This is a genomic window from Rhodobacter ferrooxidans (assembly GCF_000176015.1).
Lineage (GTDB): Bacteria > Pseudomonadota > Alphaproteobacteria > Rhodobacterales > Rhodobacteraceae > Pseudorhodobacter_B > Pseudorhodobacter_B ferrooxidans.
The window spans coordinates 97176-122274 of the sequence record NZ_ACYY01000008.1; the positions used below are offsets into that span (position 1 = coordinate 97176).

The window sequence follows — 25099 nt, forward strand, 5'->3', positions numbered from 1 at the left end:
TCAGACAGGAGAGGCTCATGGCAAATCCCGAACCGCCGCGCTTTCGCCCCAAGCAATTCCCGGCCCCCGAGTTTCCGCCGGCCCGTACCCGGCTGTTTGCCCGGATGCCGCCCGCAGTGTTTCCGCCGATCCTGGGGCTTTTGGGGCTGGGGCTGGCGTTGCGGCGGGCCAGCGAGGCGCTGGAACTGCCCGGCGGTCCTGCCGAGGCGGTGCTGGGGGCTGTCAGCCTGCTGTGGCTGTTCGCAACACTTGGTTTTCTGGTGAAGGTGGCGCGCCGGCCGGGCGTGGTGATGGAGGATTTGCGTGTGCTGCCGGGCCGGGCCGGGGTCGCGAGCATGCTGCTGGGGCTGCTTTTGGTGGCGGCGGCACTGCTGCCCTATGCCCCCGGGCTGGCAAAAGCCGCGCTGTTCGCCGGGCTGGGGCTGCATGGCGGCCTTGCCCTGCTGGTCATCGGGCAATTCATCAAATCGCCGCCCGAGGCGCGCGAGGTGACGCCGGTCTGGCATCTGAATTTCGTGGGCTTCATCATCGGCGGCATTGCCGCGGTGCCGCTGGGGCTGACCGGCCTTGCACAGGCGCTGCTGTGGGGCACCATCCCGCTGGCGGTGCTGATCTGGGGCATCAGCCTTGCGCAACTGATCCGCCGCATCCCGCCACCGCCGCTGCGGCCGTTGCTGGCGATCCATCTGGCCCCGGCCAGCCTTTTTGCCACGGTGGCGGCCTTGCTGGGGCAAACCCAACTGGCGCTGATCTTTGCGGCTTTGGGCGCGGTCATGCTGCTCGCACTTCTGGGGGCAGCGCGCTGGCTGACGGTGGCGGGCTTCACCCCGCTGTGGGGCGCCTTCACCTTTCCGATTGCCGCCTATGCCAGCAGCCTGTTCGTGCTCGATCTGCCCTCGACCGGCCTGGTGATCCTGATGATGGCGCTGGCACTGGTGCCGTTCGTGGCTTTTCGGGTGCTGAAAGCCTGGGCCAGCGGCGCGCTGGCTGCCAAGACCAACGCCGCGCAAGCCTGACGCCTTTGGCTTTCATCTGTTCTTAAATATCCCCGCCGGAGGCACCAGCCTTTCAGCAGAAATACCGGTTCAAACCTGGACCTGCGCGACCCAAGCCCGGGCCAGCGCCAGCCCTGCGGCATCGGCCTGCGCCCCCAGCGTCGCCGCACGCGCGGGGTGGGCGGCCAGCCAGCCCGGCTCCATCTTTTCCATCAGATCGGGCAGATCGCGGTTCAGGTCGGCAATCACCGCCCGGCTGGCCTCGAAATGGAACTGCACGCCGTAGGTGGCCCGTCCGGTGCGGAAGGCCTGATGCGCCGCCCCGCCCGAGGTCGCCAGATGTGCGGCACCGGGGGGCAGGGTGAAGGTGTCGGAATGCCACTGGAAGATCGGGAACGCGGCGGGCAGGGCGCGCAGCACCGGGTCGGCGCGACCGGCCTCCAGCAGGCTGACCTCGTGCCAGCCGAATTCGGGTGCTGCCCCCAGCAGGTTCTGGCCGCCAAAGGCCCGCGCCAGCACCTGCGCGCCAAGGCAGATGCCCAGCACCGCGCGGTCGGCCTCGGTGAAGGCCCGCATCAGCCCGGCAAGCTGCACGAGATAGGGGTGGATGTGGTCGTCCAGCGCCGATTGCTCGCCGCCGAACGAGATCAGCGCGTCGAACCCCGCAGCATCCGTGGGCAAGGGCTGCCCGGCCCAGGGCTTGAAAACCTCGATCCGCGCCGCCGCCTCGTGCAGCGCCACGCCGACCAGCCCGTGGTGGGTGATGGCGGTATTCTCGACTATGGCAACGCGCATGGGGCCCCCTGCAATCCGGCCCCCCGTCACAGCACGCCACGCGCGGGTGATCAACCCCGAAAGCCGGGATTTGCCCTTGCCTTTGCCCGCCCACCATGAAACAGGGAACCGCCAAACGAACCCTCCCAAGGAGACCCCCCATGGAGATTCGAGAGGCCCTCACCTTTGACGATGTTCTGCTGGTTCCGGCCGCCAGTTCGGTGCTGCCCAGCGATGCCGACACCTCGACCTTCGTCACCAAGCTGATCCGGATGAACATCCCGCTCTTGTCCTCGGCGATGGACACGGTGACCGAGGCGCGGATGGCGATTGCCATGGCGCAGGCCGGTGGCATCGGTGTCATCCACCGCAATCTGGGGCTGGAGGAACAGGCCCACGAGGTGCGCCGCGTCAAGCGTTTTGAGTCGGGCATCGTCTATGCCCCGATCACCCTGCGCCCCGATCAGACCCTGGCCGACGCCAAATTGCTGCAGGACCGCTACAACGTCACCGGCTTTCCGGTGGTGGACGAGCAAGGCCGCGTGGTCGGCATCGTCACCAACCGCGACATGCGCTTTGCCTCTGATGACCGCACGCCGGTGCGGGTGATGATGACCTCGGAAAACCTCGCGGTGCTGCACGAGCCTGCCGACCGCGATGCCGCCATCAGCCTGATGAAGGCGCGGCGGATCGAGAAGCTCTTGGTCACCGATGGCAAGGGCAAGCTGACCGGGCTTCTGACGCTGAAGGACACCGAGCAGTCGGTGCTGAACCCGCATGCCTGCAAGGACGAGATGGGGCGGCTGCGGGTGGCCGCGGCCTCGACCGTCGGTGATGCCGGGTTTGAACGCAGTCAGGCGCTGATTGATGCAGGCGTCGATATGGTGGTGATCGACACCGCCCACGGCCACAGCGAAGGGGTCGCGCGGGCGGTCGAACGGATCAAGCGGCTGTCGAACACCGTGCAGGTGGTGGCGGGCAACGTGGCCACCGGCGAGGCCACGCGGGCGCTGATCGGCGCCGGGGCCGATGCGGTCAAGGTCGGCATCGGCCCGGGGTCGATCTGCACCACCCGCATCGTCGCCGGTGTCGGCGTGCCGCAACTGACCGCGATCATGGATGCAGCGGCGGCGGCGGGCGACATTCCGGTGATTGCCGACGGCGGCATCAAGTATTCCGGCGATTTCGCCAAGGCGATTGCGGCGGGGGCATCCTGTGCCATGGTCGGCAGCGCCATTGCCGGGACCGACGAAAGCCCCGGCGAGGTGATCCTGTATCAGGGCCGCAGCTTCAAATCCTATCGCGGCATGGGCTCGCTGGGCGCCATGGCCCGCGGCTCGGCCGACCGGTATTTCCAGAAGGATGCCGCCTCGGACAAGCTGGTGCCGGAAGGCATCGAGGGGCAGGTGCCCTACAAGGGTTCTGCCGCCGCCGTGGTGCATCAGCTGGTGGGCGGCTTGCGCGCTGCCATGGGCTATACCGGCAACCGCACCATTGCGGAAATGCAGGGCGGCTGCCAGTTTGTGAAGATCACTGGCGCCGGGCTGAAGGAAAGCCATGTGCATGACGTGCAGATTACCCGCGAAAGTCCGAACTACCGTGTGATGTGATGGCAGAACCGCTGAAAGCACTGGTTGCCGCCGCAGGGGCCCAAAGTGGGGTTGGCATCGCCGTGGCCCGGCGACTGGCGCAGGCGGGTTTTGCCGTGACGCTGGCCGCACCAACGCCGCGGCTGCATGACCGGGTGGCCGAATTGCGGGCCGAAGGTCTGGACGTTCAGGGCCATCTGGTCGATCTGGCCGATGCGGACGAGATTGCGGCGTTGTTCGATGCAGTCGGCCCCGTGGCGGTTCTTGTCAACAACACCATACTTGGGGCGGCGCGCGGGGCGTCAGCCGCGGCACTGGACCCGCAGGTATGGAGCCGCGGTGTTGCGGCCAATCTGGCCATCGCCGCGCGGCTGTCGCGGCTGTTCCTGCCCGGGATGCAGACGAACGGCTGGGGTCGGGTGGTGACGGTCGGGCCGGTCACCGGGCCGCAGCATATGGTGCCGGGCCGGGCCGCCTTTGATCTGGCCAAGGCCGCACTTTCCGACATGACCGAGGCATTGGCGCAGGAAGTGGCGCAGGCCGGGGTGACGGTGAATGCGGTGGTGCCCGGCTGGATTGCGCCGGACTTGCCGGGTGTGGCGCCCGTCAGCACCGTGGCCGATCTGGCAAGCCTTGTGGCATTTCTGGCCTCGCCACAGGCGTCCTATGTCAACGGCACCACGCTGGTGGTCGAGGGCGGGACGGTCCTGCAAGAGCGCGATGGAGTGTGAAATGCTATTAAATTCAAAATATTCGGGGCCAAGCCTCATGTATTGCATGAAGGTTGCCTGATGACTCCCGCCGCCCGGCTGTCTGCGGCGATCGACATCCTTGACCGGGTTCTGGCGGGCAATTCAGCGGAACAGGCGCTGACCAACTGGGGCCGCGCCAGCCGCTTTGCCGGCTCGGGCGACCGGCTGGCGGTGCGCGATCTGGTGTTTGCGGCGATCCGATGCCGGCGGTCATTCGCGGCGCTTGGCGGCGCGGAAACCGGGCGCGGGCTGGTGCTGGGCGGGTTGCGGGATGCGGGCGTTGATCCGGGGCCGCTGTTCACCGGGCAGGGCCATGCACCGCCGCCGCTGACCGAAGCTGATAGCCTGCCACCCACCGAGCTGCCGGACCTGGTGGCGCTGGATTGCCCCGACTGGCTGGCACCGCCGTTGCGAGCCGCCCTTGGGGCCGATTTCGCGCCGGTGATGGCGGCCCTGCGCGCCCGCGCGTCAGTGTTCCTGCGGGTCAATTCCGCCCGGATCAGCCGCGAGGGCGCCATTGCCGCCCTGGCCTCCGAGGGCATTGCCGCGCAGCCGCATGGCTTGTCGAGCTTCGCCTTGGAAGTCACGGAAAACGCGCGGAAAATTCAGTCGTCGCAGACCTATCTGACCGGGCTTGTCGAATTGCAGGACGCCGCCTCGCAGGCTGTGGTGCAGGCGCTGCCGCTGCGGTCTGGCCAGCGGGTGCTGGACTACTGCGCCGGGGGCGGCGGGAAAACCCTCGCCATGGCGGCTGCGGGCGGCTTGCAGCTGTTCGCCCATGACGCCAACCCGCGCCGGATGCGCGATCTTCCCGCCCGGGCGGAACGTGCCGGAGTGCGGCTGCGGCTGCTGGAGACCGCCGATCTGCCGCGCCACGCGCCGTTTGATCTGGTGCTGACCGACGTGCCCTGTTCCGGTTCCGGCAGCTGGCGTCGCGCGCCCGAGGCGAAATGGGCGCTGACGCCCGCCCGGCTGGCCGAATTGTGCCGCATCCAGGCCGGGATTCTGGACCGGGTGGCGCCGCTGGTGGCACCGGGCGGGCACCTTGCCTATGCCACCTGCTCGATGCTTCAGGCGGAAAACAGCGCCCAGATCGCGGCGTTTCTGGCCCGCAGCCCCGGCTGGCTGTTGCAAAGCAGTCGGCTTTTCACGCCACTCGACGGCGGTGATGGCTTCTTCGTTGCGATCTTAAGGAGAAATCCATAAGCCTTTAATCAATCCCAAGATGAAAATCGGGGTTGATTAAGGCGCCGTTAAGGTTTTCCGCCCCGTATGGAACGCGTGGGCGAATCCCGAACAGCGGTCGCCTGAACGGAGAAGGCACGTGTTCAAAGCACTCTCAGCAAAGCCGGATATCGTCGGCACCGCGCGCGGATTGTCGCCGCGCATCTGGCTGCTGCTGGCGGTGGCGATCAGCTGCGTCGCGGTCAGCCTGCTGTCACCGGACCGGCAGATCAAGCTGGCGGCGGTGGCGGCGGCGGTGACATTCGCCGCGTTGATCCTGGTGATCCGCGGGCTGGTGGTGCTGGAGTCGTTGCGCGAGATGCGGCTGGAACGGCATCTGGGCGGCTTGATGGGGCAGGACGGCGCGCCCTGTTTCACCACCGATGCCGTGGGGGTGATCGGCTTTCAGAACGCCATCGCGGTGGAACGCTTCGGCGCGCAGGATGGCAAGACACTGGTGGCGGCCTTGCAGGACCATTTCGCCAGCCCCTCGGCGGTGCTGTTCCGGCTGCAAAGCCGGGCGATGAATCACGAGGCCGCGCGCGAGGATGTGGTGACGCGTCGGGGCCATACACGGCTGGCGGTGCATCGTATTGGTCCCACACGGTTTCTGTGGCGGCTGGAGGAGTTTCAGGATCGCACCGGCTCGGGGCGCGGCGCCGAATCGCTCAGCCTGCCGATGATGATCGCCAACAAGACCGGGGTGATCCTGTTCTCGAACGAGGCGATGCGGCGGCTCTTGGGCGGGCGCCCCAAGCGGCTGGACCGGGTGTTTGCCGAACAGACCCTGCGCTCGGGCGAAGAGGTCGAGGTGGCCTCGGTCGATGGTCCGGTGCGGGCGATTCTGGCCGAGGTGGATGGCGTGGGCGAGCGGCGCGAGATCTACCTGATGCCGGTGCCGGAACGCTATGAGGCCAACAGCTCGCTGGCCGATTTCGAACATGTGCCGGTGGCGCTGATGAAATTTGCCGCCGATGGCAGTCTGATCTCGGCCAACCGTGCCGCGCGTGACCTCATTCACCTTGGGGCCGAGGAAACCCTTGGCTTCCGTGACCTTTTCGAGGGCCTCGGGCGCTCGGTCAGCGACTGGCTGGCGGATGTGGCCACCGAACGGATGCCCTGCGGCGCCGAAGTGTTGCGGCTGCGCCGGGGCGACGGCGATGCCTTCTACCAGATCAGTCTGCGCCGGATCGTCGAGCACGGGCGCGGCTCCGTGCTGGCGGTACTGAACGATGCCACGGCGCTGAAAACACTGGAAGCGCAGTTTGTGCAAAGCCAGAAGATGCAGGCAATCGGCCAGCTGGCCGGCGGCATCGCGCATGATTTCAACAACCTGTTGACGGCGATTTCCGGCCATTGCGATCTTTTGCTGCTACGTCATGTGCAGGCCGACCCGGAATATGCCGATCTGGTGCAGATTCATCAGAACGCCAACCGCGCGGCCAGTCTTGTGGGGCAGCTCCTGGCCTTCTCGCGCAAGCAGACGCTGAAACCCGAACGGCTGGATTTGCAGGAGGTGCTTTCGGATTTGACGCATCTGCTGAATCGCCTCGTTGGCGAACGGGTCAATCTGCGGCTGGCGCATGCCCCCGACCTTGGCCCGATTCGCGCCGACAAGCGGCAGTTGGAACAGGTGGTGATGAACCTCGTGGTCAACGCCCGCGACGCCATGCCTGAAGGCGGCACCATCCGCATCGAGACCGAGGCGCTGACGCTGCGCGACGAGTTGCGCCGCGACCGGGCGGTGGTGCCCAAGGGCGAATATGCGGTGATCCGGGTTCTGGACACCGGCTGCGGCATCCCCGCGGACCGGCTGCAAAAGATCTTCGAGCCGTTCTTCACCACCAAACGCACCGGCGAGGGCACCGGCCTGGGTCTTTCCACCGCTTATGGCATCGTCAAGCAATCGGGCGGTTTCATCTTTGTTGACAGCGAGCCGGGGCTTGGCACGGTGTTCCATCTGTATTTCCCGATCCATGACGGGCCGGAAGAAGCGGTGACGCCAAGGCAGGAAGCTCGCAAGCCGATGGTCCGGCAGGGCGAGGGCGTGGTTCTTCTGGTGGAGGACGAGGCACCGGTGCGCGCCTTCGCTTCGCGGGCCTTGCGGCTGCGCGGCTACACGGTGCTGGAGGCCGACAGTGCCGAGGAGGCGTTGAAAACCTTGGAAGATCCGACACTCGACGTCGATATCTTCGTGACCGATGTGGTGATGCCGGGGATGGATGGCCCAAGCTGGGTCAGCAAGGCGCTGGAACTGCGGCCAAATGTTCGGGTGGTTTTCATGTCTGGCTATGCCGAGGAATGTCTTTCGGAATCTCAATCCCGCGTGCCGAACTCGGTGTTCCTGCCCAAACCGTTCTCGCTCAATGATCTGACCGAAACCGTGCAGGGCCAGTTGCATTGAAAGACCGTTTTCCGGTCAGCAGATGAAGGCTGCCGCAGCACCGCAGGGCCTGAACTTTTGCGGCGCCGGACAAAGCGCTAAGGGTTTTGCCACCGGTATCCCTGGGCCCATGGATCCGGGCTACCGCGCGCTTCGGCGTGACTGAAATCAAGCGGGACCGATGATTCAAACGGAACCGATGGCCGGTTGCGGGCAGGCTGGCGTCCAATGGCTTTGGCTCAGCCTTTGGAATACGCCAACACTGCGGTTCCGACTTTGGTGAGGCCGATCTTTCAGCGGCTTTGGCTGTCATCATTGGCCTGCGCCGGACCACGGCTTTCTTCGTTTGATTGCGTTTTCATCCTGATCGCGACGTTCTCGTGCCGTGCGGCGAAGTGGTCCCGGATCAGCGTTGAACATCTGTCCCAACGCGGCGGTTCTCGCTGTCGCCAGGCGGTTTCCCATGCCAAGGGTGCGTCGCGGCAACACCGGACCTTGGCCTTGTCGTGCGTCGCTGCCGTGTGTTGCATGTGCGGCCTTAAGGTAGTCCTGTGCTGCGTAACTGCTGCGCTGCCGGAGTCCGCATGTATCGCGTCTCGTCCTTCATCGGAACCTTTGCCTGGGCCCTGCTGGCGGGCATGGCGTTGGCGACCGTATGGGTCAACCTGGACGCCGCCAGCTATTACGACGCCATCGAATGGCGGCTGATCGACGTGGCCTCGGACAGCCTGGGGCGGGCCAGTCTGACGCTGATCGACCTGACCTCGGCGGTTTTGATGCCGCTGTTCCTGTTCTATCTGGGCAAGGAGCTGTGGGAGGCGCTGGTGTTGCGGCGTGGCAGCCTGCGCGGGCGCTATTCCGGGGTGCCGCTGCTGGCGTTGCTGGGCGGGCTGATCGGGGCGGCCGTGATCTGGGTGCTGCTTTCGGCGGCGTTCGAGACCGCCGAGGAGGCGGTTTTCGCCGGAGGCTGGGCGGTGCCGCTGGGCTCGGACGTGGTGCTGACCTATCTGGCCGGGCGGGCGCTGTTCGGCGCGGGCAGTCCGGCGCTGCATGTGCTGCTGCTGTTGACCATCGGCAGCAACATCGTCGGGCTGATGCTGCTGGGCACGGCGTTTCCCGATCAACCGCAGCGCCTGCTGTGGCTGCTGCTGCCGGTGGTGGCATTTCTGGCGGTGTGGTTCTGGGTCGGACGGCAAGCCCATTCAGACGCGACCGAGGTGCAGCGGCGGCGGTCGTTGCAGCTTTGGCCCTATGCGCTGGCGGGGCTGGTGTCCTGGGCCGGGATTCTGGCCGCGGGCCTGCCGCCGGCGCTGGGGCTGTTGCCGATCATCCCGGCGATGCCGCATGCCGACCGGGCCTTTGGCCTGTTCGCCGAGGCCGAGGAGTTTCTGACCGACCCGTTGAACCGCGCCGCTCATCTTCTGGTCAAGCCATTGATCGTGGTGCTGTTCCTGTTCGGGCTGACCCGTGGCGGCATTGACCTTGGCGCCGCGGAACCGACCACCTGGATCACGCTGGCCGCCCTTTGGCTGGGCAAGCCGCTGGGCATCGTGGCGGGGGGGCTGCTGCTGGCGCCGCGTCTGGGCCTGCCGATGCCGCGTGGCCTGCGCAAGCGCGATCTGATGCTGATCGCCGGGCTGGCGGGCATGGGGTTTACCATCCCGGCGCTGGCGATTGATGCCACGCTGCCCGGTGGGGCCATGCAGGAAGCGGCGCGGCTGGGGCTGGCGATCAGCCTGTGCGCCGGGCCGTTGCTGGTTCTGGCAGCGCGGAAATGGTGGCGTTAAGGCCGCGTGGCGCGGCGACCATGCGCGAAGATCATTGTCATCGGGGCCATTGATCCGACATAATGGGAACGGAAACAGGTGTCGGGCCAGATCGGGCAAATCTGGTCAGACGGTGTTAACCAAAGTGGCGTATCCGGGGATAACCCGGAACATGAGGCGCAGGCCGCAAAGTCGGCTTGGGGGCGAGGATGATCGAGTTCGAGAATGTCAGCAAGTCGTTCTGGACCGGCACGCAGCGCAAGGTCATTCTCGACCAGGCGTCGTTCCGGGTGGAACTGGGCAATTCGCTGGGTATTCTGGCGAAGAACGGCACCGGCAAGACCACCATCATCAACATGATGGCGGGGCTGGAAAAACCCGACGAGGGCCGGGTGCTGCGCACCAGCCGGATCTCGTTTCCGCTGGGCTTCATGGGCGGCGTGGTCTCCAAGCATACCGGCACCGAAAACGCCCGCTACATCGCCCGGCTTTATGACCTCGACCCCGACTATGTCGAAAGCTTCTGCCGCTGGATGTGCGGCATTGCCGAATATTTCGACATGCCGGTGGGCACCTACAGTGCGGGCATGAAATCGCGGTTCTCGTTCTCGCTGATGCTGGCGCTGGAGTTCGACATTTACCTGATCGACGAAGGCATGCCCTCGACCACCGATGTCGAGTTCAACCGCAAGGCCGGCAGCATCCTGCGCGAGCGTCTGGCCAAGTCCACGGTGGTGGTGGTGTCGCATCAGGCGCAGACGCTGGAAAAATTCTGCCGATCCGCTGCGGTGCTGCACGACGGTCGGCTTTACATGTTCGAAACCCTGGAAGAAGCGAAGCGCCTTTATGACTATAAAGCTCACAGCTAAGCGGTTCCGCATCCGGCGGCCCGATCCGGTGACGCCGATGGGGCGGCCACAGGCGGCCAACTCGGACATGATGTTCGACGCCGAGGATGACGGCTTTGGCAACCAGAGCTTTGTCACCGCCGCGCGTCCCGAAGCGCAGTCCGCGGCAGAGCCCGTGGGCGCGACCGATCTGGATGCAATCCGGCGCGAGGGGTTGACGGGGCGGCAATTGCGCATGGCCCGCCGGGTGGCGCAGAAGTACAACCTGCCCGCCACCTCGGATTTCGACGCGATCCGGCTGTTGCGCAAGGCCGGGATCGACCCGTTCCAGCGCACCAACATGCTGGAGCTGGTGACCTCCGACATGGGTGCGCCCCCCCCGGGGGCGTCGCGGGCGCTGACCACCGCACCGGGCGATGGCGTGCAACTGCCGCAGACCATCAAGCCGTTGCAGGTGCCATCGACCGAAGTGCGGGCCGAACAGAGCCATGCCGCCGACATCATGCGCATCCAGCAGGATATCGCCCGCAGGCGGCGGCGCAAATCGGCGCTGCTGGCAGCGCGGCTGCTGTTTTTCGTGTTTCTGCCGACGCTGGCGGCCGGGATTTACTACTACACCATCGCCACGCCGCTTTATGCCAGCAAATCGGAATTCGTGATCCAGCAATCGGCCGCACCTTCGGCCAGTGCGGGGGGCTTGAGCGGGTTGCTTTCGGGTTCGCCGATGGCCACCTCGCAGGATTCGATCACCGTGCAGGGCTATCTGCAATCACGCGATGCCATGCTGCGGCTGGACCAGGATCTGGACTTCCGCGCGCATTTCAGCCGCCCCGACATCGACCCGATCCAGCGGCTGGACGCCGACGCCACCGCCGAGGCCGCCTACAAGATCTACAAGCGCAACGTGCAGATTGCCTATGACCCGACCGAGGGCGTGATCAAGATGGAGGTCAGCGCCACCGATCCGCAGGTGTCGGTGGCGTTTTCCAAGGCGCTGATTTCCTATGCCGAAGAACAGGTTGACCATCTGACCCAACGGATGCGCGGCGATCAGATGAAAGGCGCGCAGGAAAGCTATGACAAGGCCGAGGCCGAGATGCTGGCCGCGCAGCGCCGGGTGGTCGATCTGCAGGAACGCTACAAGGTGCTGTCCTCCGAGGTCGAGGTGTCGCTGATCACCACCCAGATCGGCCAGCTGGAAACCCAGCTGACCACCGACAAGCTGTCGTTGCAGCAGATGCAGTCGAACGAGAATCCAAACGCCGCCCGCATGGAGCCGCTGAAGCGCCGCATCGCCGCGATGGAGGAGGAGGTCGCCAGCTTGCGCGCCAAGCTGACGCAGAACAACCCCGATGGCACGTCGCTGGCGACGGTGCAAAGCGACCTTCTGGTGGCGCAATCGGATGTGACCACCCGGCAGATGCTGCTGGCGCAATCGCTGCAATCCATGGAACTGGCGCGGGTCGAGGCCAACCGCCAGGTGCGCTATCTGTCGGTTTCGGTCAATCCGGTGGCGCCGGACGAAGCCACCTATCCGCGGGCGTTCGAGAATACCATGGTTGCACTTCTGGTCTTTGCCGGTATCTACCTGATGATCTCGATGACTGCCGCCATTCTGCGCGAGCAGGTCGCTGCGTAAGGACGCGCCATGAAAGATGTGAAGATCGGCGGGTTGACCGTCGGCAACGACCAACCCCTGCTGGTGATCGCCGGTCCCTGCCAGCTGGAAAGCCTGGATCATGCGCAGATGATCGCGGGCACGCTGCGCGAGGCTTGTGCGGCGGCAGGCGCGCAGTTCGTGTTCAAGGCCAGCTACGACAAGGCCAACCGCACCTCGCTTTCCGGTCGGCGTGGCGTGGGGATGCAGGCGGGTCTGGACATTCTGGCCGCCGTGCGGGCGATGGGTGTGCCGGTGCTGACCGATGTGCATGATGTCGAGCAGGCGCGGGCAGCGGCGGTGGTGGTGGATGTGATCCAGATCCCGGCGTTTCTGTGCCGCCAGACCGATCTGCTGATCGCGGCGGGCGAGACCGGGGCGGTGGTCAACGTCAAGAAGGGCCAGTTTCTGGCGCCCGAGGGCATGGCCAATGTGGCGCAGAAGGTCGCCTCGACCGGCAATGACCGCATCCTGTTGACCGAGCGGGGCGTGTGTTTTGGCTACAACGCGCTGGTGGTCGATATGCGCGGCCTGCCGATCATGGCGCGCACCGGCTATCCGGTGATCATGGATGCGACGCACGCGGTGCAGCAGCCCGGCGGTCTGGGCAACAGCACCGGCGGGCAGCGCGAGTTTGCCCCGGTGCTGGCGCGAGCGGCGGTCAGCCTTGGCATCGCCGGGGTGTTCATCGAGACCCACGAAGACCCCGACAACGCGCCTTCGGACGGGCCGAACATGGTGCCGCTGGGCCAGATGGCGGCGGTGGTGGACAGTCTGATGGCGTTTGACCGGCTGGCCAAGGCCGATCCGCTGCGGGTCTGACGGCAGGGCGTTTTTCCTCTAGGAGAATACCGGTTTTCGGGGTGTAATGGGGGTTCATTGCAACTTTCCCTTTTTCCCTGACCTTATGGTGTTCTCATGGCTCAAATCCTGTTTTCATCGCTGCTGAATGGCCAGCACATTTCCTTCAATGCGGCACTGGATGTGCTGCGCTTCGCCGGGGCGGCCGATCAGGCGGCGGCGGTGCGACTGGTGGTTTCGGGGGCCAACCTGGGTGTCGTCTTTGCCGGCAAGACCATCTGGCTGGACAACCTCGCCCTGGCAGGCCTGACCACCGCCAGCTTTTCCTTTGCCAATGGCAGCAGTCTGCTGGTCGGTGATGGCACGGTCAGCGCCATGCCTGACTGGTATGGCAAGACCTATTCGCTTGCGGCCTCCACGGTCGACAATCAGGTGCGCGGTCTGGGCGGCGCGGATCGGGTGACCACGGGCAGCGGCCACGACTATCTGGTTGGCAACGACGCGCTGGCGCCGATCACCCATGTGTCGCGGCTGGGCGGCGTCGGCAGCCCCACCAACAGCTATGGGGCCAGCATTTCGGCCGACGGCAATCTGGTGGCCTTCGGCGGCAGCTGGACCGGATTTGGCAGTTCGAACAACACGGCCGTCGATGTGTTCGTGAAGAACCTGCAGACCGGTGTCGTGCAGAACGAAGAGCGGAACGCAGCCGGTGTTCTGGGCCTGTCGGGGTCGGACAATCCGATGATCTCGGCGGATGGCAGTACGCTGGTCTTCACCTCCAGCGCCGCGCTGGTGCCCGGAACGCCGCCCAACGGCACGATTTACCAGGCCGCCGTGAACGGTGCCGCCATTGCTGCGGTATCGGTGACGGCCGGTGGCGTATTTGCCAATGGCGCCTCGGTCAACGCCGATGTTTCTTCTGACGGCCGCTATGTGACCTTTGCCACCACGGCCACCAACTTTGCCGCCGGTGGCAGTGTCAGCACCTATGACATCTATCGCAAGGACATGGTGACCGGGGCTTTGGTGCGGATATCCACCGGCCAGACCGGCATTGACGCCAACGGCGACTGCACCCATCCCCGGATTTCGCCCGATGGCCGCTATGTGGTGTTTTCCAGCACGGCGACCAATCTGACCACGGCAGAAACCGGCAGCTTCTATGCCGATGTCTATGTCTGGGACAGCGCGACCAGCAGCCTGACCAACATCACGGCGGCGGCCGGTCTGGCGGATTCGTTGAACCCCGATGTGGATGCGGCCGGCAACGTGGTGTTTCAGACCCGTCGTGCGCTGGTTGCGGCCGACACCAACACCAGTTTCGACATCTATTCCTACAATCTGACAACCCATGCCTATCGTCTGGTCTCGGCCACCGCGACCGGCACCGCGGTGACCTTCGGCGACAGCGAGAACGCCTCGATTTCCGGCGACGGGCGCTATGTGGTGTTCGCAAGTTCGGCAGCCAGCCTGGTTGCGGGCGACAGCAACGGCTACACCGACATTTTCGTGAAAGACCTGCTGACCGGCGCGATTGCGCTGGTGTCGCGCACCCCGACGGCGCAAGGCAACGGCAGTTCGGGCGGGGCGCCGCAGATCTCGCTGGGCGGCGACTGGATCGTGTTTGAAAGCAGCGCCACCAACCTGGCCACGACCGACGCCAACACCTATCTGACCGACGTGTTCCGGGTGGCCAATCCGCTGTTGCAGGATACGCTGACGGGCGGGGCGGGCAATGACACCTATGTGCTGGCCCGCAATGACATCGTGGTCGAGGCCGTTGGTGGCGGCACCGACACCGTGCAGTCCAGCATCAGCCATGCGCTTGGCGCCAATGTCGAGAATCTGGTGCTGCTGGGAACGGCGGGGCTGTCGGGCACCGGGAACGCGCTGAACAATGTGATCACCGGCACTCTTGGCAACAACCTGATCAACGGACTGGGCGGCGTCGATACCGCAAGCTACGCCGCGGCGACAACGGGCGTCAGCGTCAGTCTGGCGGTGGCCGGGGCGCAGGCGACGGGCGGTGGGGGCAGCGATACGCTGATCAGCATCGAGAATCTGACAGGCTCGGGCGCGAATGACAGCCTGACCGGGGATGCGCTGGCCAACACGCTGAACGGCGGTCTGGGAAATGACACGCTGACCGGCGGCGATGGCAATGATGTCTTTGTGGTTGATTCCGCGGCCGACGTGATCGTGGAAAGCGCCGCGGTTTCCGGTGGCGTCGATACGGTGGTTTCTGCGGTCACCTGGACACTGGGCGCGCTGCTGGAAAACCTGATTCTGTCAGGCGTTGCCCTGATCAACGGCACCGGCAACACCAAGGCCAATGTCCTGACCGGCAATGCCGCGGCCAACGTGCTTTCCGGTCTGGCGGGGAATGATTCGATCACCGGGGGCGCGGGCAATGACTCGGTGCTGGGCGGGCTGGGGGATGACCGGCTGGACGGCGGCACCGGCAATGACACGCTGACCGGCGGCGATGGCAATGACAGCTATCTTGTCGATTCCTCGGCGGATGTGATCGTGGAAAGCGCCACCGTTGCCGGGGGTGTCGATACGGTCAATGCGACGGTGACCTGGGCGCTGGGGGCGACGCTGGAAAATCTGACCCTTGGCGGCACTGCCACCATCAACGGGTCGGGAAACTCGGCCAACAACGCACTCACGGGCAATGCGGCGGCCAACGTGCTGGTCGGCAATGCCGGCAACGATACGCTGAATGGCGGTCTGGGGAATGACACGCTGACCGGTGGTGCCGGGACCGATGTGCTGACAGGCGGCGGCGGCGCCGATGCCTTTGTCTTCAACAGCACGGTCGGGGCGGATGTGGTGACCGATTTCACCAGCGGCAGCGACAGGCTGCGGGTCTCGATGGCGTCCCTGCCGGTCGGAGACGGGGATCTGCTGATCGAGAATTCCAGTCTGACCGCCGCAACCGGCGGCTTTTCGGCGGCCGCCGAACTGGTGGTGTTCAGCACCGACGTCGCCAGCCTTTCCACCGCAACCGCCGCGGCGCGGATCGGGTCGGCCACCAGCGGCTTCACCCTTGGCCAGCACGTGCTGTTTGCCGTGGATACGGGCGGGCAGACCGGGCTTTACCTGTTTACTTCATCGGGGACCGATGCCCTGGTTTCGGCGGCGGAACTGACATTGCTTGCCACGCTGACGGCGACGCCGACAACGGTTCTGGCCGATTATCTGTTCGTGGCCTGACCCGGGCGGACTTGAACGGCGGCGGCGGTTGGAATAGGGCGGGTCCGATGTCCAGCCTCGGGCATCGCCTGTCAGGATAGCCGATGACCCCGCTTGATACCGCCCATGCCGCCATGCAGGCCGCCCCCGACGACGATACCGCCCGGCTGCGGTTCTATGAACGGCTGGCCGATGGCGAGCTGTTCCTGCTGCTGGAGTCCGAAGCCAAAGGCGACAGCCTGACGCCGCAGGTGTTCGATCTGGAGGGTGGCCCGGTGGTGCTGGTCTTCGATCTGGAGGAACGGCTGGCCGCCTTCACCGGCATACCCGCCCCCTATGCCGCGATGCCGGGCCGGGTGATTGCCGCCCATCTGGCCGGGCAGGGCATCGGGCTGGGGCTGAACCTTGGGGTGGCCGAGGCCGCGATGCTGCTGCCGCCCGAGGCGGTGGACTGGCTGGCCGAAACCCTCGACAACCCGCCCGAAGCTGTCGAGGCCCGCCCGGTGGCCTTCCATGCGCCCGATCTGGCCGAGGCTTTGCTGACCGGGCTGGATGCCAAACTGGCGCGGGCAGGGGGTCTGGCCGATCACGCGCTGCTGGCCGGGGTCAGCTATGACGATGGCAGCACCGGGCTGGTGCTGGCCTTCATCGACACGGCTCCGGGTGCCGAAGCGCCGCTGGCACGGGCGGCGGGCGAGGCGCTGACGTTTTCGGGTCTGGATCAGGGTGGGATCGACGTGATCTTCCTTGCCGCCACCGATGCCGCCACAGCACCCTTGACCAAGGTGGCGCTGCGGTTCGATCTGCCGCAGCCGGAAGTGCCGGAAACCATCACGCCAATCGCCCCCGGTTCCGACCCCGACAACCCGCCAAAGCTGCGCTGGTAGGCCGGAATTTGGGGTAACATGATACCCATTTTTCAAACCATTGAAATCCAACGGAATATTGCCACCCACAACCCTTGACTGCGCGCGCATCCTGCGAGATACACCGCCATCCGAGATTTCGGGGGGCAACCCTCGCTTCAGTTCACAGGGTATGAAATGAAAACCTTCACCGCAACGCCTGCGGATATCGACAAGAAGTGGATCCTGATCGACGCCGAAGGCGTGGTTCTGGGCCGCCTCGCCACGCTGGTGGCCAATATCCTGCGCGGCAAGAACAAGCCGACCTTCACGCCGCACATGGACATGGGCGACAACGTGATCATCATCAACGCCGAAAAGGTGCAGATGACCGGCAACAAGCGCGCCGACAAGCGCTACTACTGGCACACCGGCCACCCGGGCGGCATCAAGTTCCGCACCGCGGCGCAGGTGCTGGACGGCGCCCACCCCGAGCGGGTCGTGGTCAAGGCGGTCGAACGCATGATCACCCGCAACAGCCTGGGCGCGCAGCAGATGACCAACCTGCGGGTCTATGCCGGTGCAGCCCATCCGCACGAGGCGCAGCAGCCCACCGTTCTCGACGTCAAGTCGCTGAACCCGAAGAACACCCGGAGCGCATGATCATGGCCGACATCAAATCTCTTGACGATCTGAAATCCGCCGTGACCGAAACCGCCCCGGCGGTTGCCGCTGCCCCGGCCCGTGTGGCCGTGCGCGACTCGCTGGGCCGCGCCTATGCCACCGGCAAGCGCAAGAACGCGGTCGCCCGGGTCTGGATCAAGCCGGGTTCCGGCAAGGTCATCGTCAACGGCAAGACCATGGCGGAATACTTCGCCCGTCCGGTGCTGCAGATGATCCTGCGTCAGCCCTTCACCGTTGCGGGCGTCGAAGGCCAGTTCGACGTGATGGCGACCGTCGCCGGGGGTGGCCTGTCGGGCCAGGCCGGTGCGGTGAAGCATGGTGTTTCCAAAGCCTTGCAGCTTTACGAGCCGACCCTGCGTGCCGCGCTGAAGGCCGCGGGCTTCCTGACCCGCGACAGCCGCGTGGTGGAACGCAAGAAATACGGCAAGGCCAAGGCCCGCAAGAGCTTCCAGTTCTCCAAGCGTTAAGCTTGCCGACATTGCAGAAAGGCCCGTGCGTTGCGCGGGCCTTTTTCATTTGGCGCATGAAAAAAATGGGCCGGACAAACCGGCCCAAGTCTGGGGTAGTTTCGGGGAAGCGTCAGTCGCGCCAGAACGGCTTTTCGGATTCCATGCCTGCGTCCTGCGCGCTCAGGCCGATGTCGCGCAGAAGATGCGGGTCCAACTGTGCCAGGGCGCGGCGGCTGTCCTGCCGGGCCGCCCAGAACCGCGCCAACCGCTGCAATCTGGTCAGCGGACGGGCAGAGACAAGGCCAACAAGCAGCGGAGCGGATGCAGATATTTGCGCCATGGGGCACCTTTTGTATTGATACAAAGCGGGGTGTTTGATACAGCCAAAATACATTGTCGCAACGCAAACCGCCAGAGGAACATTGTGACTGATACAAATTGGCTGCCCGATCTGGCACAATTCCCCGGTCCGAAATACCTCGCTCTGGCGCGGGCGCTGCGCGAGGCGATCCGGCTGGGGGCCTTGCCGCCCGGCGCGCAACTGCCGCCGGTGCGCGATCTGGCCTATCTGATCGGCGTCACCCCCGGCACGGTGTCGCGCGCCTATCAACTGGTGACGCAAGAGGGCGTGCTGGCGGCCACCGTTGGCCGTGGCACCTTTGTCGCCGCCCGGATGCCGCGGCTGGGGCCGACACAATCGCTGTTCATCGAACGCGATCCGGGGATTGTATCGGGGCTGGTCGATCTGCGCTCGCCACAATTGCCCGATGTGGGGCAGGGCGAGGTGATGGCGGCGGCGCTGCATCGGGTGGCTGACCATATCGCGGCTGACTGGCTGGATTACCCCAGCCAGCGCAAGGAGGCGCCGTTGCGCGCCGCCGTTTGCGCCTATCTGACCGACCGGGTGCTGGGGCCCGCGACGCCTGCCGATGTGGCGCTGACCCATGGCGGCCAAAGCTCGATCAATCTGGTGTTCCAGTGCTGCCTGCGCGGCGACCGGCCGGTGGTGCTGATCGAGGATCTGGCCTACCCCGGCTTTCGCCATGCCGCCAAGCTGGCGCGGGCCGAGGTGGTGGGGGTGGAACTGGATGCCCACGGGTTGCGCCCCGACGCGCTGGAGGCCGCCTGCCGCCGCCATGGCGGCCAGGTGCTGTGCCTGACCACCGAAGCGCAGAACCCGACCACCGCGCGGATGCCCGAGGCGCGACGCGCAGAAATCGTTGCCATCGCAAGGGCTTACGATTTGCAGGTGCTGGAGGATGACTGTTATTCCATCGCTGAAAGCACGGCACCGGGGATTCGGGCGCTGGCACCGGAGCGCACCTGGTATGTCGGCTCGCTGTCGAAATCGGTGTCGGCGGCGCTGCGCTTTGGCTATATCCTGTGTCCGACCGACATGGGCGAGGCCGGGCGGCTGACGGCGCAGCACGGGTTTTTCGCGCTGTCACGCCCGGTGTCCGATCTGTGTCTTGACCTGCTGACCTCGGGCGCTGTGGCCGATCTGAAGCGCAAGGTGCAACTGGAAATCGCCAGCCGGCTGGCCGCGGCGGTCAATGCTCTGGGCGGGTTTGATCTGCATTGGCAGCCGGGGTTGCCCTTCGTCTGGCTGCGACTGCCCTCGGGCTGGCGGGCCTCGACCTTTGCGCGGATGGCCGAGGCCGCGGGCGTGCTGGTGCGGCCGGCGGATGAATATGCGCTGGTGCATGGCCGCGCCCCCAACGCGGTGCGGCTGGCGATCAACGGCGGCATTGCCCGTCCGGCGTTTGATGCGGCGCTGACGACGCTGGCGCAGTTGCTGTGCTGCCCGCCATCGGAGTTGGCGGTGTAGTCCTGTTGCACACCCAGTCTGTTGCACACCCAGTCTGTTGCAGGAAGGACTCGGTCACAAGGAATTGTAATTGCAGCCAATTGACCGAAAGCGGCGGCGCGGTGTCTGATCTGTCCCAGAGCAGACTTAAAAAAAGAGACCCAAAATGGGACACCAATCCGCCTTTCACGCCCCGCATGGGGGCGCCGATTTCCTTGCCATGCGCAAGAACCGACTGGGTGCTACTGAAATCGTTTATGACGACGGCGTGTCGCGCCGCATTGTCTGGCGGGTCGAGGCGCCTGCCGCCAACGAAGACCGCATCTCGGATGCGTTGCGGGTGGCGGTGGGGGCGCTGCGGGTGGTGCCGGCACTTTACAACGAGCTGAAAAAGCGCGCGATTGCCATCGAACGGGTTGCAGGTTAAGGCAGCGGCGGTTTCGGCCCCGATAAAATGATCAAATCTTTTCCAAGGCAATTCAACGCTTTGGGATGATGTTTGGCCCTGAACCACCCCGCGACCGGGATGGTTCAGGCATTTGCCCCCTTTCTTTGCCAATCGGCATGTGCCAGAAAAAGCAAAACGCCGCTGACAGGGGGCACGATGAGTTTAGCCACGCGATGGGCGCGCTTTCGGAAATCCGAAGGCGGCAGTGGGTTGGCCCTGGTCAGCCCGACAGCGATCTACGCCATTCTGCTGCTGGCCGCACCCCTGGCCACCATCCTGCTGTTTTCGGTGCTGACCGATGGCTATCTGGTGGTCGAGCCGGTCTTTACCTTCGGCAATTACATCGAGACCTGGACCAACCGCATCTACCGTTCAGTGATGATGCGGTCCTTGGGCGTTTCCGTGGCGGTGACGGTGTTGACCGTGCTGCTGGCCTATCCGGTGGCGTATTTTGTCAGCTTTCACGTGCAGCCGTCGAAGAAATCGCTGTGGCTCTTTCTGATCACCATCCCGTTCTGGACCTCGTATCTGATCCGGGTGTTCCTGTGGAAGGTGATCCTGGGCTACAACGGCGTGATCAACTCCGGCCTGATGGCCACCGGCATCATCGACGAGCCGCTGACCGCGATTTCCTATAATGTGCAGGCCTTTGTGGTGACGCTGGCGCATGCCTACGCGCCCTTTGCCATCCTGCCGATCTATGTGGTGCTGGAAAAGATCGACCGGTCGTTGCTGGAGGCCGGGCAGGACCTGGGCGAAAGCAAGTTCCGCACCTTCCTGCGGGTGACGCTGCCGTTGTCGGTGCCGGGGATTGCTGCGGCGGTGCTGATCGTGTTCATCCCGACCATTGGCGATTATGTGACGCCGAACCTGATCGGCGGCGGCAAGATCCCGATGATCGCCAACATGATCGAGGTGCTGATGCTGGTGCGCGACAACAAGCCTTTGGGGGCCGCCATCGCGGTGTCGGCCATGGCCATCGTCACGGCGGTCAGCCTGCTGTTCCTGTTCACCATCCGCAAATACCTGCGGGGGCAGAAATGAAAATTCCGGTGCTGCGCATCTATACCATCGGCTACCTGATCTTCCTGTACGCGCCGATCCTGCTGCTGCCGCTGTTTGCCTTCAACGACAGCAAGGTGATCGCCTTTCCGCTGTCGGGCTTCACGACCCAGTGGTTTGCGCAGATGTGGGCCGACGAGCAGATGTTCAACTCGTTCAAGAACAGCCTGATCGTGGCGGGGTCGGCCTCGGTGCTGGCCACCACTTTCGGGGTGTTCGCCGCCCGTGCCTCGACCCGCTACAATTTCCCCGGCAAGGCCGGTATCCTGGGGCTGATCATGCTGCCCCTGGTGCTGCCCGAGATGATCGTGGCGATGTCGCTGCTGGTGGTGTTGCTGGCGGTAGGGGTGCCGCTGTCGATTTTCACCATCATCCTGGGCCATGTGCTGATCTGCACGCCGTTTGCGGTGGCGATCCTGACCTCGGCGTTCCAAAGCCTGGACCGGTCGCTGGAAGAAGCCGCCTATGATCTGGGCGAGACCGCCTGGTCCACCTTCCGGCTGATCATCCTGCCGCTGGTGATGCCCGGCATCATCTCCAGCCTGCTGATCGCCTTCACCATCAGCCTGGACGAGTTCATCATCGCCTTCTTCCTGGGCGGCAATGAAACCACGCTGTCGGTCTATATCTTCGGCCAGTTCCGCTTTCCGGCCAAGGTGCCCGCCATCATGGCGCTGGGGACAGTGCTGGTCTGTCTGTCGATCTGTCTTCTGACCATCGCCGAATATTTCCGCCGACGCGGCATCGCGAAAACCGGCGCCAAGGATACCGGAGGCTTCCTGTGAACGAACGTCCCACCATGATCGAGTTTCAGGATGTCCATAAGTATTATGGCGATTACCACGCCTTGCGCGGCATCAATGCCACCATCAAGGCGGGCGAGTTCTTCTCGCTCTTGGGGCCGTCGGGCTGTGGCAAGACCACGCTGCTGCGCACCATCGCCGGCTTCGAGGAGATTTCCTCGGGCGCCGTGCTGATCGACGGCAAGCATATGGAAGGCGTGCCCGCCAACCAGCGGCCGACCAACATGGTGTTTCAAAGCTATGCGATCTTTCCGCATCTGACGGTCGAGGAAAACGTCGGCTTCGGCCTGCGGCGCGAGCGGCTGGCCAAGGACGTGCTGGCCCGCCGGGTTGGCGAGGCGCTGGAGATGGTGGGGCTGAAGGGTTACGGCGCGCGCGGCGCCCATGCGTTGTCGGGTGGCCAGCGGCAGCGGGTGGCGCTGGCGCGGGCGCTGATCCTGAAACCCAAGGTGCTGCTGCTGGACGAACCCCTTTCGGCGCTCGACAAGAAGATGCGCGAGCAGATGCAGGTCGAGCTGATCAAGCTGCAACGTCAGGTCGGCATCACCTTCATTCTGGTGACGCATGATCAGGAAGAGGCGCTGGTGATGTCGGACCGCATCGCCGTGATGTTCGAAGGCGAGATTGCCCAGCTTGCCGACCCCGAAACCCTGTATCGCCGCCCCAACAGCCGCAAGGTGGCGGATTTCATCGGCACGATGAACTTCATGCCGGCCTCGGTGGTGTCGGAATCCGGCGGCAGGATCGAGGTCGATACCCAGGGCTTCGGCCGGGTCGAGATCGATGCCGCCCAGGCGCCGGGGGCGACCACCGGCAACGGCACCTCGATCGGTTTCCGGCCCGAAACCCTGACCGTGCTGTTCGAAGGCCAGGTCGCCGCCGACCGCGAATGTATGGCAACCATCGAGGAAGTGGTCTATTTCGGCGACATGACCTATTACGACGTGCGGCTGGACGGCATGCAGACCCCGGTGCGGATCTCGATGCGCAACGTCTTTGGTCGGCCGGTGCTGGACATCGGCACCCGCACCCGCGTGGCCTGGAGCCCCGGCGCGCTGGTGCTGTTCCGCTGACCGCCCCTTGTCGCGGCGCAAGCGGCCTGTTATCGGATTAACCGAGGAAATCCATCGGATAAACCCGTGTCGCAGTCTTCTGTCCGCCTTGAAATCCAGCACCTGTCGCGCGCCTTTGGCGGCGTGCCGGTGGTGTCGGACGTGTCGCTGACCATCGCGGCGGGGCAGGTGACCTGCCTGCTTGGCCCCTCGGGCTGCGGCAAGTCCACCACGCTGCGGATGATCGCCGGGGTCGAGCGGCCCGACAGCGGCAGCATCCGCATCGACGGCCGCCCGGTGTTCGACGCCCGCACCAACCTGCCGCCCGAGGCCCGCTCGGTCGGGCTGATCTTTCAGGATTTCGCGCTGTTCCCGCATCTGACGGTGGCGCAGAACGTGGCTTTCGGGCTGAAAACCGACCGCGAGGCCAAGGCCCGCCGGGTCGATGAACTGCTGGAGCGGGTCAACCTGCCCGGTTTCGGCCCCAAGCACCCGCATCAGCTTTCGGGAGGTGAACAGCAGCGGGTGGCGCTGGCCCGCGCGTTGGCGCCGCGCCCCAAGGTCATGCTGATGGACGAGCCGTTCTCGGGCCTCGACAACCGCCTGCGCGACGGCATCCGCGACACCACGCTGGAGGTGCTGAAGGAAGAAGGCGCCGCCGTGCTCTTGGTGACGCACGAGCCGGACGAGGCGCTGCGGATGGGCGACGAGATCGCGCTGATGCGTGGCGGCCATATCGTGCAGACCGGGGCGCCCTACAATGTCTATAACGCGCCGGTCGATCGGGCGGCGGCGGCGTTTTTCAGCGATATCAACGTGATCCGCGGGGTTTCGCGCGGGGCACTGACCGAAACCCCGTTCGGCAGCTTTCTGACCCCCGGTCATGCCGATGGCGGCACGGTCGAGATCGTCATCCGCCCGCAGCATCTGAAGATCGACCTCGACCGCGCCGGCCGTGGCCCCAGCCCGACCCCGATGGACGGCACTGCGGCGCGCGGCACGGTGATCCGCGCCCGGTTTCTGGGCCGCGAAAGCCTGGTGGAACTGGCGCTGGACGAGGGCGGCCAGCGGCTGACCGCCTCGGTGCCCGGGGTGTTTCTGCCCAAACCCGGCACGGTGCTGTGGCTGATGATCCGCCGCGACCGCTGCTTCGTGTTCCCGCATCCCGCTTAGGGCGGCTCAAGGCTGGCTCGGCTCGGCGGCGGGCAAGACGGCTGCGAATTTCTCGGCCAGCGAGGCCGCCGCCTTGACCAGCCGCGCCTCGGCGCCTTGCGACACCAGCGCCAGCCCCAGCCGCAGCGCCTCGGCCTCGTCCTGGGTCAGGATCATCGGCGGCAGGGTGATCGGGCCGCGCAGGATATAACCCACGCCACGCTCGCCCTGCACCGGCAGACCGGCTGCTGCCAGCATCGCCATGTCGCGCCAGATCGTGCGCACCGACACACCATGCCGTGCCGCCATGTCACGCGCGGTGTGCAACCGCCCGTCGCGCAGGTGCTGGATCAGATCGAACAGGCGGTCATTGCGGCGCATGGGGCCATCTGGCGCGCCGGCGCGGCCGGCGTCAACCGGCTGCAACCAGGGGCAACTGACAATCTGCTGTCAGCAAGCTTGCGTCACAACCGCGCTGGTGCGGCCAAAACCGCCTATTGCTGCGCGAAGGGGCTTTGATCCGGCCACCGCAGGTCATAAATGATCCGGTATCACAGTCAGGCACCGCAACCTTGCGGACCAAGGGAGAACAGCCATGCTGAACAATATCGGACTTCCCGGCCTTCTGCTTATCGCCGTCGTCGTGCTTGTCATGTTCGGGCGCGGCAAGGTCAGTTCGCTGATGGGCGAAGTGGGCAAGGGCATCAACGCCTTCAAGCAGGGCATCAAGGAAGAGGGCGCCGACGCCGCCAAGACCGTCGAGGCCGCGCGTGACGTGACCCCCGCCGCCGACAAGGACAAGGTCTGATC

At 65.3% G+C, this 25099-nt stretch carries 23 protein-coding genes; 20 read left to right on the forward strand and 3 right to left on the reverse strand.

From position 1 onward, the window contains the following. The first annotated feature begins 17 nt into the window (after positions 1-17). Positions 18-1016, forward strand: a complete 999-nt coding sequence (locus RSW2DRAFT_RS07920; RefSeq protein ID WP_008029761.1) for a TDT family transporter — start codon at positions 18-20, stop codon at positions 1014-1016. A 69-nt stretch (positions 1017-1085) separates the two neighbouring features. Here RSW2DRAFT_RS07920 and RSW2DRAFT_RS07925 read toward each other — a convergent pair whose 3' ends face one another. Beyond that, positions 1086-1790 carry a type 1 glutamine amidotransferase gene (locus RSW2DRAFT_RS07925; RefSeq protein WP_008029762.1) on the reverse strand — a complete coding sequence of 235 codons (705 nt, stop codon included), beginning with the start codon at positions 1788-1790 and terminating at the stop codon, positions 1086-1088. Positions 1791-1930: 140 nt separating this feature from the next. On the opposite strand from RSW2DRAFT_RS07925, the gene guaB reads away from it, so the two are divergent. The 12 genes from guaB (at position 1931) to rpsI (ending at position 17983) form a co-directional block, all read left to right on the forward strand. Beyond that, complete coding sequence (gene guaB, locus RSW2DRAFT_RS07930) at positions 1931-3379, forward strand: IMP dehydrogenase (protein ID WP_008029763.1); 1449 nt, start codon at positions 1931-1933, stop codon at positions 3377-3379. Next, the gene (locus tag RSW2DRAFT_RS07935; RefSeq protein WP_008029764.1) at positions 3379-4089 is read left to right on the forward strand and encodes an SDR family NAD(P)-dependent oxidoreductase; all 711 of its coding nucleotides are present in this window, start codon (positions 3379-3381) and stop codon (positions 4087-4089) included. Before guaB ends, RSW2DRAFT_RS07935 begins: the two co-directional genes overlap by 1 nt. A 60-nt stretch (positions 4090-4149) precedes the next feature. Further along, positions 4150-5316, forward strand: a complete 1167-nt coding sequence (locus RSW2DRAFT_RS07940) for an RsmB/NOP family class I SAM-dependent RNA methyltransferase (protein WP_008029765.1) — start codon at positions 4150-4152, stop codon at positions 5314-5316. Positions 5317-5434: 118 nt separating this feature from the next. Continuing rightward, complete coding sequence (locus RSW2DRAFT_RS07945) at positions 5435-7738, forward strand: ATP-binding protein (RefSeq protein ID WP_008029767.1); 2304 nt, start codon at positions 5435-5437, stop codon at positions 7736-7738. A gap of 563 nt (positions 7739-8301) precedes the next feature. Next, positions 8302-9504, forward strand: a complete 1203-nt coding sequence (locus RSW2DRAFT_RS07950) for a Na+/H+ antiporter NhaA (protein WP_008029770.1) — start codon at positions 8302-8304, stop codon at positions 9502-9504. A gap of 188 nt (positions 9505-9692) precedes the next feature. Further along, entirely contained in the window at positions 9693-10352 is a 660-nt protein-coding gene (locus RSW2DRAFT_RS07955) for an ABC transporter ATP-binding protein (RefSeq protein ID WP_008029771.1), read from the forward strand. Next, positions 10330-11970, forward strand: coding sequence for a hypothetical protein (locus RSW2DRAFT_RS07960; RefSeq protein WP_008029773.1), 1641 nt, complete (start codon positions 10330-10332; stop codon positions 11968-11970). The genes RSW2DRAFT_RS07955 and RSW2DRAFT_RS07960 overlap by 23 nt, the downstream gene beginning before the upstream one ends. 9 nt (positions 11971-11979) lie before the next feature. Next, positions 11980-12810 carry a 3-deoxy-8-phosphooctulonate synthase gene (kdsA, locus tag RSW2DRAFT_RS07965; protein ID WP_008029774.1) on the forward strand — a complete coding sequence of 277 codons (831 nt, stop codon included), beginning with the start codon at positions 11980-11982 and terminating at the stop codon, positions 12808-12810. A gap of 96 nt (positions 12811-12906) precedes the next feature. Further along, entirely contained in the window at positions 12907-16008 is a 3102-nt protein-coding gene (locus RSW2DRAFT_RS18685; RefSeq protein ID WP_008029776.1) for a beta strand repeat-containing protein, read from the forward strand. Between the two features lie 83 nt (positions 16009-16091). Beyond that, complete coding sequence (locus RSW2DRAFT_RS07975) at positions 16092-16874, forward strand: SseB family protein (RefSeq protein ID WP_008029778.1); 783 nt, start codon at positions 16092-16094, stop codon at positions 16872-16874. A gap of 156 nt (positions 16875-17030) precedes the next feature. After that, positions 17031-17495, forward strand: a complete 465-nt coding sequence (gene rplM / locus RSW2DRAFT_RS07980) for a 50S ribosomal protein L13 (protein ID WP_008029780.1) — start codon at positions 17031-17033, stop codon at positions 17493-17495. 2 nt (positions 17496-17497) lie between these two features. Beyond that, the gene (gene rpsI / locus RSW2DRAFT_RS07985) at positions 17498-17983 is read left to right on the forward strand and encodes a 30S ribosomal protein S9 (RefSeq protein ID WP_008029782.1); all 486 of its coding nucleotides are present in this window, start codon (positions 17498-17500) and stop codon (positions 17981-17983) included. Between the two features lie 112 nt (positions 17984-18095). Here the strand turns inward: rpsI and RSW2DRAFT_RS07990 are convergent, their stop codons facing one another. Beyond that, entirely contained in the window at positions 18096-18305 is a 210-nt protein-coding gene (locus tag RSW2DRAFT_RS07990; RefSeq protein WP_008029783.1) for a DUF1127 domain-containing protein, read from the reverse strand. A gap of 84 nt (positions 18306-18389) precedes the next feature. Between RSW2DRAFT_RS07990 and RSW2DRAFT_RS07995 the strand changes: the two genes are divergently transcribed. The 6 genes from RSW2DRAFT_RS07995 (at position 18390) to RSW2DRAFT_RS08020 (ending at position 24310) form a co-directional block, all read left to right on the forward strand. Continuing rightward, positions 18390-19793, forward strand: a complete 1404-nt coding sequence (locus tag RSW2DRAFT_RS07995; RefSeq protein ID WP_008029784.1) for an aminotransferase-like domain-containing protein — start codon at positions 18390-18392, stop codon at positions 19791-19793. 145 nt (positions 19794-19938) lie between these two features. Beyond that, on the forward strand, positions 19939-20199 hold the full coding sequence (locus RSW2DRAFT_RS08000; protein ID WP_008029787.1) for a hypothetical protein: 261 nt from the start codon (positions 19939-19941) through the stop codon (positions 20197-20199). A gap of 177 nt (positions 20200-20376) precedes the next feature. Continuing rightward, positions 20377-21264: an ABC transporter permease gene (locus tag RSW2DRAFT_RS08005; RefSeq protein ID WP_008029788.1), complete on the forward strand. Its 888-nt coding sequence runs from the start codon at positions 20377-20379 to the stop codon at positions 21262-21264. After that, positions 21261-22067, forward strand: a complete 807-nt coding sequence (locus RSW2DRAFT_RS08010; RefSeq protein WP_008029790.1) for an ABC transporter permease — start codon at positions 21261-21263, stop codon at positions 22065-22067. The genes RSW2DRAFT_RS08005 and RSW2DRAFT_RS08010 overlap by 4 nt, the downstream gene beginning before the upstream one ends. Positions 22068-22081: 14 nt before the next feature. Next, positions 22082-23158: an ABC transporter ATP-binding protein gene (locus tag RSW2DRAFT_RS08015; protein ID WP_040671838.1), complete on the forward strand. Its 1077-nt coding sequence runs from the start codon at positions 22082-22084 to the stop codon at positions 23156-23158. Between the two features lie 66 nt (positions 23159-23224). After that, a complete protein-coding gene (locus RSW2DRAFT_RS08020) occupies positions 23225-24310 on the forward strand; it encodes an ABC transporter ATP-binding protein (RefSeq protein ID WP_008029794.1) in 1086 nt (361 codons plus the stop codon). 6 nt (positions 24311-24316) lie between these two features. On the opposite strand, the gene RSW2DRAFT_RS08025 is transcribed toward RSW2DRAFT_RS08020, so the two are convergent. Continuing rightward, on the reverse strand, positions 24317-24670 hold the full coding sequence (locus RSW2DRAFT_RS08025) for a helix-turn-helix transcriptional regulator (protein ID WP_008029795.1): 354 nt from the start codon (positions 24668-24670) through the stop codon (positions 24317-24319). A 214-nt stretch (positions 24671-24884) separates the two neighbouring features. Between RSW2DRAFT_RS08025 and RSW2DRAFT_RS08030 the strand changes: the two genes are divergently transcribed. Next, positions 24885-25097 (forward strand): twin-arginine translocase TatA/TatE family subunit, encoded by a 213-nt coding sequence (locus RSW2DRAFT_RS08030; protein WP_008029798.1) that lies wholly within the window; start codon positions 24885-24887, stop codon positions 25095-25097. Positions 25098-25099 lie beyond the last annotated feature (2 nt).